This window comes from Micromonospora sp. MP36, assembly GCF_008119785.1.
Lineage (GTDB): Bacteria > Actinomycetota > Actinomycetes > Mycobacteriales > Micromonosporaceae > Micromonospora.
Genome location: NZ_VSFA01000039.1, coordinates 56929 through 65787, shown reverse-complemented (window position 1 = coordinate 65787; position 8859 = coordinate 56929). Strand labels below are relative to the sequence as shown.

General features: G+C 74.5%; 10 protein-coding genes. 5 read left to right on the top strand and 5 right to left on the bottom strand.

From position 1 onward, the window contains the following. Positions 1–154: 154 nt before the first annotated feature. The 4 genes from FXF52_RS23450 to FXF52_RS23440 form a co-directional block, all read right to left on the bottom strand. Positions 155–631: a hypothetical protein gene (locus tag FXF52_RS23450; protein ID WP_148800095.1), complete on the bottom strand. Its 477-nt coding sequence runs from the start codon at positions 629–631 to the stop codon at positions 155–157. Positions 632–684: 53 nt separating this feature from the next. Next, entirely contained in the window at positions 685–834 is a 150-nt protein-coding gene (locus FXF52_RS41790) for a hypothetical protein (protein ID WP_187413650.1), read from the bottom strand. Positions 835–928: 94 nt separating this feature from the next. Then, the gene (locus tag FXF52_RS23445) at positions 929–2131 is read right to left on the bottom strand and encodes an RNA polymerase sigma factor (RefSeq protein ID WP_148800092.1); all 1203 of its coding nucleotides are present in this window, start codon (positions 2129–2131) and stop codon (positions 929–931) included. Between the two features lie 5 nt (positions 2132–2136). After that, complete coding sequence (locus tag FXF52_RS23440; RefSeq protein WP_148800089.1) at positions 2137–2463, bottom strand: YciI family protein; 327 nt, start codon at positions 2461–2463, stop codon at positions 2137–2139. Between the two features lie 81 nt (positions 2464–2544). Here FXF52_RS23440 and FXF52_RS23435 point away from each other — a divergent pair, with 81 nt between their 5' ends. The 5 genes from FXF52_RS23435 to FXF52_RS23415 all read left to right on the top strand — a co-directional run bounded on the left by FXF52_RS23435 (position 2545) and on the right by FXF52_RS23415 (position 7825). Beyond that, positions 2545–2817 carry a zinc-ribbon domain-containing protein gene (locus FXF52_RS23435; RefSeq protein ID WP_255472250.1) on the top strand — a complete coding sequence of 91 codons (273 nt, stop codon included), beginning with the start codon at positions 2545–2547 and terminating at the stop codon, positions 2815–2817. Positions 2818–3072: 255 nt separating this feature from the next. Next, a complete protein-coding gene (locus FXF52_RS23430) occupies positions 3073–4524 on the top strand; it encodes an MFS transporter (protein WP_148800086.1) in 1452 nt (483 codons plus the stop codon). Then, positions 4521–5609 (top strand): hypothetical protein, encoded by a 1089-nt coding sequence (locus FXF52_RS23425; RefSeq protein ID WP_148800083.1) that lies wholly within the window; start codon positions 4521–4523, stop codon positions 5607–5609. The genes FXF52_RS23430 and FXF52_RS23425 overlap by 4 nt, the downstream gene beginning before the upstream one ends. Positions 5610–5655: 46 nt before the next feature. Next, the gene (locus FXF52_RS23420; protein WP_148800080.1) at positions 5656–7170 is read left to right on the top strand and encodes a hypothetical protein; all 1515 of its coding nucleotides are present in this window, start codon (positions 5656–5658) and stop codon (positions 7168–7170) included. A 19-nt stretch (positions 7171–7189) separates the two neighbouring features. After that, a complete protein-coding gene (locus FXF52_RS23415) occupies positions 7190–7825 on the top strand; it encodes a class I SAM-dependent methyltransferase (protein ID WP_222870621.1) in 636 nt (211 codons plus the stop codon). A 9-nt stretch (positions 7826–7834) separates the two neighbouring features. On the opposite strand, the gene FXF52_RS23410 is transcribed toward FXF52_RS23415, so the two are convergent. After that, positions 7835–8788 (bottom strand): S41 family peptidase, encoded by a 954-nt coding sequence (locus FXF52_RS23410; protein WP_148800075.1) that lies wholly within the window; start codon positions 8786–8788, stop codon positions 7835–7837. Positions 8789–8859 lie beyond the last annotated feature (71 nt).

Below are 8859 nucleotides of genomic sequence, written 5' to 3'. Positions count from 1 at the left end.
GTGAAACGTCAACCCGGCCCCGCTCAAGCGGACAAGACCGGGACCGTCCCACCGCAAGGCGGGACATGCCGATCAGTCGCAAGAGCGCACTGACAGGTAACGGTCTGGAGCACCACGCGACGGAACACCACCAGCAGCACCGCGCCGAGCGCGATCACCGCGGCATGCCCGGCGCCTGGTCGTCCTCCGCGCCGGCGATGGTGACGGTGACCGACCCGGCGTCGCCAGGCTTGGCGCCCTGCTTGCTGACCAGCGACAGCGGGCTCAGGGTCTCGACCTGGCCGGGCTGGAGCACGCCGATGGTGCAGGTGACCTTCGTGCCGTCCAGCTTGCAGGCGTCGGTCCACTCCGGCACGGACGCGGTGACCGACTCGGCGGCCTTGCTCAGGTCGAGGGTGACCTTCACCGCGGTGGCGGTGGCGTCGCCGTTGTTGTAGACGTACCTGCCGACCGTGGTGCCGCTGTTGTCGACCTCGGCGACGGGGTCGCGGTCGAACGAGACGGACAGGTCGGGCAGCGGGTCTGCGGCAAGGGCCGGGGCCGGCGCGCCGACCAGCGCGGCGGTGGCCAGCGCGCGTGGTCCGGCAATCCCGGGCCATCGAGAAGGGTGGGTCAGCGGTCGCTGCCCCACCTAAGCGGTGTGTTCGCGAGCGGTCCAAGCAAGGCCCGGGCCGGCAGGCGGTCTCACACCCGCCTGCGAACCCAACCGACGACGGCGGTCGCGACGAACAGGATCGCCCCGATCACGAACAGCCAGAACAGGCCCTTCACCAGGAGCCCAACGACCACCAGAACCAACCACACCAGCAGCAGGGCAAGGATCAGTGCGATCATCGGCGCCGCGTACCCGCGCGTGGCCTGCGCAAACCGGGTGGATTCCGGGAAACACCCCTCCAGGCGTTCCCGGTTCGGTGGGCAACCGATGTTCTCACCGAGTCACTTCGGCCGCGCGGCGCAGCAGCACCCGCCGCTCCGGCTCAGAGCCCACCGCCTCGCCGGCAGCCCGGAACAGGGCGGCGGCACCGTCCCGGTCGCCATGCCGGGCGGTCAGCTCGGCCTGCGCCGCCAGCGCCGGCGGGTAGTCATCCAGCGCACCGCCGGAACGCGCCTCGGCGAGCAGTGCCAGCCCGGCCGCCGGGCCGTACGCGTAGCCGTGGGCGACCGCCCGGTTGAGTCGGACCACCGGGGTGGGGCGCAGGCCGACCAGGTGGTCGTACCAGCGGGCGATGGCCGGCCAGTCGGTGTCGGCGGCGGTGCGGGCGGTGGCGTGACAGGCGGCGATCCGGGCCTGGAGGGCGTACGGGCCGTGGCCGGCCCGGTCCAGCAGCGCGACGCCCTCAGCGACGCCAGCGTGGTCCCAGCGCGAGCGGTCCTGCTGCTCGAGGGTGAGCGGGTTGCCGTCGGCGTCGCGCCGGGCGGCTCGGCGGGAGTGGTGCAGGAGGAAGAGCGCGAGCAGCCCGGCCACCTCGGGCTGCTCGGGCATCAGGGTGTCGAGCAGGCGGGCCAGCCGGATCGCCTCGGTGGCGAACGCCGGCTCTCCGTCCGCGTCGTAGCCGCGGGTGAAGAGCAGGTAGAGCACGGCCAGGACGCCCGGCAGCCGCTCGACCAGCGCGGACCCGGTCGGTACCCGGTACGGGACGCCGGCTGCGGCGATCTTCGCCTTGGCCCGGGTGAGGCGTCGGGTCATGGTCGATTCGCTGACCAGGAAGGCGCGGGCGATGTGGGCGGTCGGCACCCCGGCCACGGTGCGCAGGGTCAGTGCCACCCGCGCCTCCAGGGCGAGTGCCGGATGGCAGCAGGTGAAGATGAGCCGCAGCCGGTCGTCCACCACGTCTCCTTCCGGTGGCGCGGGCTCCGGCTCGGTGAGCAGCGCCAGCTCGCGCAGCTTGCGGCGTTCCACGGTGGCCCGGCGCAGCCCGTCCACGGCCCGGTTCCGGGCGGCGGTCATCAGCCAGCCGCCCGGATTGGCCGGCACGCCGTCACGGGGCCACCGTTCCAGCGCCGCGGCCAGGGCCTCCTGCGCGCAGTCCTCGGCGAGGGTCCAGTCGCCGGTGATGCGGATCAGGGCGGCGACGATCCGCGGGTACGCCTCGGCACCCGCGGCGGCGACCGCCCCGGCCGCGTCGGTCATGGGGATCAGTCCACCAGCGGGCGCAGCTCGATCCGGCCGCCGTACGCCATCGGGTGGGCTCGGGCCACCTCGACGGCCTCGTCCAGGTCGGCGCACTCGATCAGGTCGAAGCCGACGATCACCTCCTTGGTCTCGGCGAACGGGCCGTCGGTGAGCAGCAGTTCGCCGTCGCGTACCCGGACGGTGGTGGCCGCCGATGGGGGCGCGAAGCGGCTGCCCGTCACGCGCTGGCCGTTGGCGTCCCGCTCGGCCACCCACTTCTCGATGTCCGGCGCGGCGCTGGGGTCCCGGTCCGGCTCGGTGTCGGTGCAGACGAGCATCATGTACTTCATCGTTTCTCTCCTCCGGTCGTGCTTCCACCCAGCCTGACGAACGGGGGGCGCGGATCCGGACAGCCGCGGGCGAAGAAACTCGTGGGTGTGTTCCGGGTCCGGCTGGGGTACTGCCGGGCGATGTTCTTCATCTTCGGCCTGCGGACCAAGGTCGTCCGCTCCGGCGTCGTCACCGAGGTTTGCCGCAACTGCGGCAATCAGGCGGCCCAGGTCATCACCCGGCGGGCCACGAAGTTCACCCTGTTCTTCGTCCCGCTGATCCCGGTGCACACCCGCTGGACGAAACAGTGCACCTTCTGCGGCGCCCAGTACGACATCCCGCGAGCCGAGGCCGAGCGCCTCCCGGTCGGCTGACCATGGCCCGGTTCCTCTGCTGGCTGATCGGCCATGAGCTGGTCGCCGCCCCGCTGCACACCGCCTCCCACCCGCCCTGCACGCCCGGCCGCCGGCACCGCCGCCGCAGCCGGCCGCTCGCCGGTGCCCAGTCACCCCGATCGCCCCGGAACCGCTCCGCTGGCCGCTGAGCGGCCTGTGATTCTGCACCCGTCCCGGGATCCGCCGCCACGCGCCCGAACTAGGCTGAGGCGGCCGTTCGAACGGGGGGAATCTTTGCGCAATCACCCGGCCGTCGTGCTGGCGGCCGTCCTGCTGTCCACCCTGGCGTTGCCGGTTTCGCTGACCGGCGCGTCCGTCGCGCTGCCCGACATCGGCGGGGACCTGGACGCCGGGCTGGCCGGCGTGCAGTGGGTGGTGAACGGCTACAACGCCACCTTTGCCAGCTTCATGCTCGCCACCGGCGCGCTTGCCGACCTGTTCGGCCGCCGTCGGGTCTACGCCGTCGGGGTCGCGGTCTTCGCCGCCGCCGGGCTGCTCGCCTCGGTCGCCGGCAACATCGTGCTGCTCGACGTCGCCCGGGCCCTCGCCGGGGTCGGCGCGGCCGCCGCCGCGACCAGCGCGTCCGCCCTGCTTGCCGGCACGTTCCAGGGCCGGGCCCGGGCCCGCGTCTTCGGTGTGTTCGGTACGACGATCGGCGTCGGCCTCGCCTTCGGCCCGTCGATCGCGGGGCTGCTCATCGAGGGCTTCGGCTGGCGGGCCGTCTTCGCCGTCCCGGCGCTGGCCGCCTGCGCGGTGCTTGCCCTGGTTCCGCTGCTGCCGGAGTCCCGCCAGCCGGATCCGGGCCGGGTCGACTGGCCGGGAACCGTGTCGTTCACCGCCGCGCTGCTGCTGCTCATCTTCGGTTTCGTGCAGGGTCCCGAGTACGGCTGGGCCGCCCCGGTGATCCTCGCCGCGTTCGCCGCTGCGGCGGCGCTGCTGGTGGTCTTCGTCCGGGTGGAGCGCCGCCGCGCCGATCCGATGTTCGACCTGGCGCTGCTGGCGAGCCCCCGGTTCGTCGGCATCTGCCTGGCGGCGGCCACCATCGTGGCGGTGCTGGTGCCGCTGCTGGTCTACCTGCCGTCGTACCTGACCACGGTGGTCGGGCTCAGCCCCGGGGCGGCTGGCGCGACGCTGATCCTGCTCACCGCCCCCACCCTGGTGCTGCCGCTGGTCAGCGGCGCGTTGACGCGGCTGGTCCCGGCGACCGCGGTCACCGTCGTGTCGGTGGCCGTGGTCGCCGTCGGGGCGGCGTGGGCCACCGTGCTCGGCCCGCACGCGGACACCGCGACGCTGGCCGGGCCGCTGCTGACCATCGGGGTCGGGGTGGGCCTGTCCATCGGGCTGCTCGACGCGATCGCGATCGGCAGTGTCGCGCCGGCCCGCGCGGCGACCGGCGCCGGGATGATCAACACGGCCCGGCTGGCCAGCGAGACCGTGGCCATCGCGGTGGTCGGGGCGGTGCTGGCCAGCACCACGGCCGGCCGGCTCGCCGACCCGGGCTTCACCGGTGGGCTGCGGGTGGTGCTGTGGTCGATGGCCGGGCTGGCGGCGGCCGCCGCGGTGACCGTCGCCGTACTGGTCCGCCGGGGCGTCGCCCACACGGCGCCGGACCCGTCGGCTGACGGGAGCGGCGCGGGCGTGGATCCGGCCACGTCGGCGCGTACCGCCTATCCTGGCGGATCATGACGGACACCGCGCAGCGCCTGGCCGAGATCCGGGGTGGCGTGCCGCCGCGGCGGCACAACGCCCGCACCATCGCCGCGCTGACCGGCAACCCGGGCTGCACTCGCCGAGCGGTGCTGGACAGCGCCGGGGTGGACAAGCCGAAGTTGGCCGAGCGGATCGGCTTCCCGGCCAGGTTCGGCCAGTCTCGCTTCGCCATCACCCGGGGCAACGCGTTCGAGGCCCAGGTGAAGGCCGACGGCGGTGCGGAGTTGCTGCGGCTGGTCGCGGAGCGGCTGGGCGTACCGGTGCCGGCGGGCGCGACCTGGACGGACCTGGGCGGCGCCGAGGACCTGCCGGACCGGCACGAGCGGTCCCGGGCGGCGTTGACCGGCGGCGGTGACGAGCCGGCGTTGTTCGACCATCCGCTGCTCGGCCTGGACGTGGCCGGGCGGCGGGTGCACCTGGAACCGGACCTGGTCGCCGCCCGGCTCGGCGGCCGCTTCCACGTGGTGGAGATCAAGTCGTTCCCGGTGATCGACGGCCAGGCCGACCCGGCGAAGGTTTCCGCCGCCGCGATCCAGTCCGCCGTCTACGTGCTGGCGCTGCGCGAGCTGCTGGCCGCCGCCGGGCACGACCCGGGCCTCGTCTCGCACGAGGTGGTGCTGGTCTGCCCGCGCGACTTCGCCAACCAGCCGGTGGCCAGCCTGCTCGACGTCCGCAAGCAACTGCTGGTGCTGCGCCGCCAGCTCGACCGGATGGCCCGGATCGACGACCTGCTCGCCGACGTGCCCGCCGGTTTCACCGCCGACCTGACCGCCGACCCGGCGACCCTGACCGCCGCGCTGACCGGCGTGCCCGCCCGCTACGCGCCCGAGTGCCTGGCCGCCTGCGAGCTGGCGTACTTCTGCCGGCACGAGGCACGTGGCCACACCACCGTGCTGGGCCGGCCGGTGCGGGAGGCGCTGGGCGGCCTCGCCGACATCCGGGAGGTGCTGGCGCTGGCCGACGGCGTCCGCGCCCCGGACCCGGAGCAGGCGGAGGCCGCCGCGCTGCTGCGCGCCGCCGCCCGCCTGCGCGCCGACGCCCTCGCCGGAAACGCGGCATGAGTACGCCGCGCCGGCCCGCCCGGCCCGTCCCGTCCCGGAGGTCCCGGTGAGCACCCTGCGCGCCCTCGCCCAGGCGCAGGCGGTCGCCGCCGGGGTGGCCCAGCCGGTGGCTACCGTCCGGCACTTGCACCTGTCGGAGCGGCCGTTGGTGCTGGTGCCCCTTGCCATGGCGGGCGAGGCGAACGCGCCGCTTGCCGCGATGGTCGGCGCTGCGCCCGACGAGGCGCGGCTGCTGGTAGTGCCGCAGCCCCGTAACCGCAACCAGCGCTTCGCGTTCGCCGCCGAGCTGGCCGCGATCCTGCTGCCCTATCTGGACTCGTTTCGGGGGGTCAGCGAGGCGGTGCCGGTCGACCGGGGTAGGGACGTGCGCTACCGGTACGTCGATGCCCCGCAGGTGCTGGTGCCGAACCCGGCCGGGGTCACCTTTCTGCGGTTGTTCGGCCGCTCCACCCGGTTCCGCCGCCCGGACGGCGAATACCCCGTGCATCCGTCGGTGCCGCTGCTCGGGTGCTGGCTGACCTTCTTCGCCGAGCGTGCGGAACATCCCGGCTCGGCGGCGCTGGTCGCGATGACCGAGGCGCTGACGCTGCACTGGGCGACCGGGCAGAGCGCGGTGGAGGACCTGCACCTGCCGGCGCTGCTCGGCTGGATCGACCCGCCGCCCGGCTCGACCGGCGCCGAGGCGGCCGCCCGGGCCGAGGACCCGCAGGTCTGCCCGCCCGCCGGCCCAGCCACCGACCCGGACTTCGACAACCGCCGGCTCGCCCCGGCGATGACCGCGTACGCCGAGGCCGAGGACGACCCGGTCGCCCGCGCGGGCGCGTACGCGCAGCTGGAGCGGCTGCTGCGCGACCAGCTCACGCCCACCTGGGAGCTGATGTGGCGCGGTGTGGGGTTGCTGCGCGGGCTGCCGCCCGGTGCCCGGGTGGCCGGCCGGTGGGACGGCGACAAGGACGCCTTCACCGGTTACGCCGAGCACCTCGATGACGGGGGCGGGCCGCAGCCGCGCCGGGACGGGGCGGTGGCGGCGGCGGTGCGGCTGCACCGGCTGGAGCGGGCCCTCGCCTCGTACGCGGTGCAGCGCGCCTACGACGACCCCCTGGTGATGGCCGAGCACCGGCTGACCGGGGAGGCGTTCGTCGGCGACGTGACCCTGGCCGACCCGAAGCGGGTGGACGACACGGGCAAGCGGCCGGTGCTGCGCCCCCGCATCCAGGTGGTCACCACGGAGCCGGTGGTGGTGCCGGTCGGGGCGACGCTGTACTCGCCGGCCCGGCCCGGCCAGAAGGCGAAGGTGGTCTTCCTGACCCCCGGCGCGGACGGCAAGACCGAGGTGGTGCTGGAACTGTCGGGCGGGATGGGGCGCGGGCTGACCGCCCCGCCGGGCAGCGTGCCGGAGGTGGGGGAGCGGCTCTGCTTCACCACCCTGTCGGACGCGTTCATGCCGGCCGGGAACTTCCCCGCCAGCGAGGAGACCCCGTGGACCCACGGCGGCCCGCCGGCCACCAGCGGCCCCGCGCCCGACAGCGGTGACGGAGACCCGGCGGAGGAATGGACCTGACTCCAGGATGGAGCCCGCGATGAGCACCGATCACGACCGGGTGCGGCGCAGCTACGACACGGTCGCCGGGGAGTACCGGGACCGCCTGGCCGGCGAGCTGGCGGGCAAGCCCCTCGACCGGGCGTTGCTGGCCGCTCTGGTGGAGCTGGCCGGGCCCGGGCCGGTGGTGGACCTCGGCTGCGGGCCGGGCCACGTCACCCACTGGCTGGCCGGGCGGGGCGTGCCGGCGGTGGGCATCGACCTGTCGCCGGGCATGGTGGCGCAGGCCCGGCGCGCGTACCCGGAGGTGGAGTTCCGCGAGGGTGACCTGCTGCGGCTGCCCGCCGCGGACGGCGAGTTCGGCGCGGCGGTGGCCCTGTACTCGGTCATCCACCTAAACCCCGACGAGCTGCGGCCGGCCCTGGCCGAGGCCCGCCGGGTGCTGCGGCCGCAAGCGCCACTGCTGGTCGCGGTGCACCTTGGCGACGAGGTGCGGCACCTGGACGAGTGGTGGGGACACCGGGTGGACGTCGACTTCCACTTCTTCGCCGCGGAGACGCTGCTCGGGGCGCTGGACGACGCCGGGTTCACGGTGCAGGCGCGCCTGGAACGGGTCAGTTACCCGCACGAGGTGGAGACCCGGCGGCTGTACGTGCTCGCGCGCCGCCGCCCGTAGCGCCGCCGGTCAGGGAAGGGCGGCCAGGGCCTCGCGCGCCTCGTCCGCCGTCGGCCGATGCGGATCGGTGGCCAGCAGCGCCTCCAACACCCTCCGGTACGCCACGTCGTGCGCGGCGCCGGCCGGCACCTCGACGTCCGGGGCCACCCCGCAGCCCTCCCAGTTGGTACCGGTCACCGGGTTGACCGGCCGCAGCACCGGCACGGTGAGTTGCAGGTGGGGGTGTACGCGGTGGCCGACGCAGGGGTGCGCGCCGCCCCCGGTCCGCTCGCCGACCACGGTGGCCCGGCCGAGTTGCTGCAGGTCGTACGCCAGTTCCTCGCCGCCGGAGACCGTCTCGGCGGAGGTCAGCACGTGGACCGGCTTGTCGGCCCCGTACGTCGGGACCGGCAGGTAGGCCGCACTCCAGAACTGGTGGGCGTTGCCGGCCCGGTCGTACATGGTGTGCAGGTGCGCGGGCTCGGCGAAGAACCAGCCGCAGACCAGGGCGACCATGTCGGGGCTGCCGCCCCGGTTGCCGCGCAGATCGAGCAGGAGCGCGTCGGTGCCGCCGAGCAGCCGCAGCGCCGCCGTCATGGCGTCGCCGGCGATCTGCGGCGGGAACAGGCACGGCCGGATGTCCAGCAGCCCGACGTTGCCGGCCAGCCGTTGCACCCGGGCGATACCGCCCATGCTGATGGCGGCCTCCCGAGCCCAGAAGCCCTCGTCCGGATCCTCGTCGCGCTCAGGCAGGGCCGCGGCGTGGTGCTTGAGCCGCAGGTGCGAGTCGCCGTTGACCGCCTGGAGGTCCCCGGTGACCAGCGTGGCGAGGATCGCCGGGTCGGTGACGTCGGCGTACCGGCCGTCGCGGAGCCGGTCGCCGAGGTGCGCGGCGATCCGTTCGGCGACGTCGGGAAAGACGTAGTGCTCGGTGACCAGCTTCGCGGCCCGTTCGACGACCTCGGTGATCTCGTCGTGGCGCATCGGATGCCCCCGTCCGGTGTGGTGAGCGTCAGTAGAGCAGCCGGATTGACAAAGCGTCAAGAGAAGTGGAC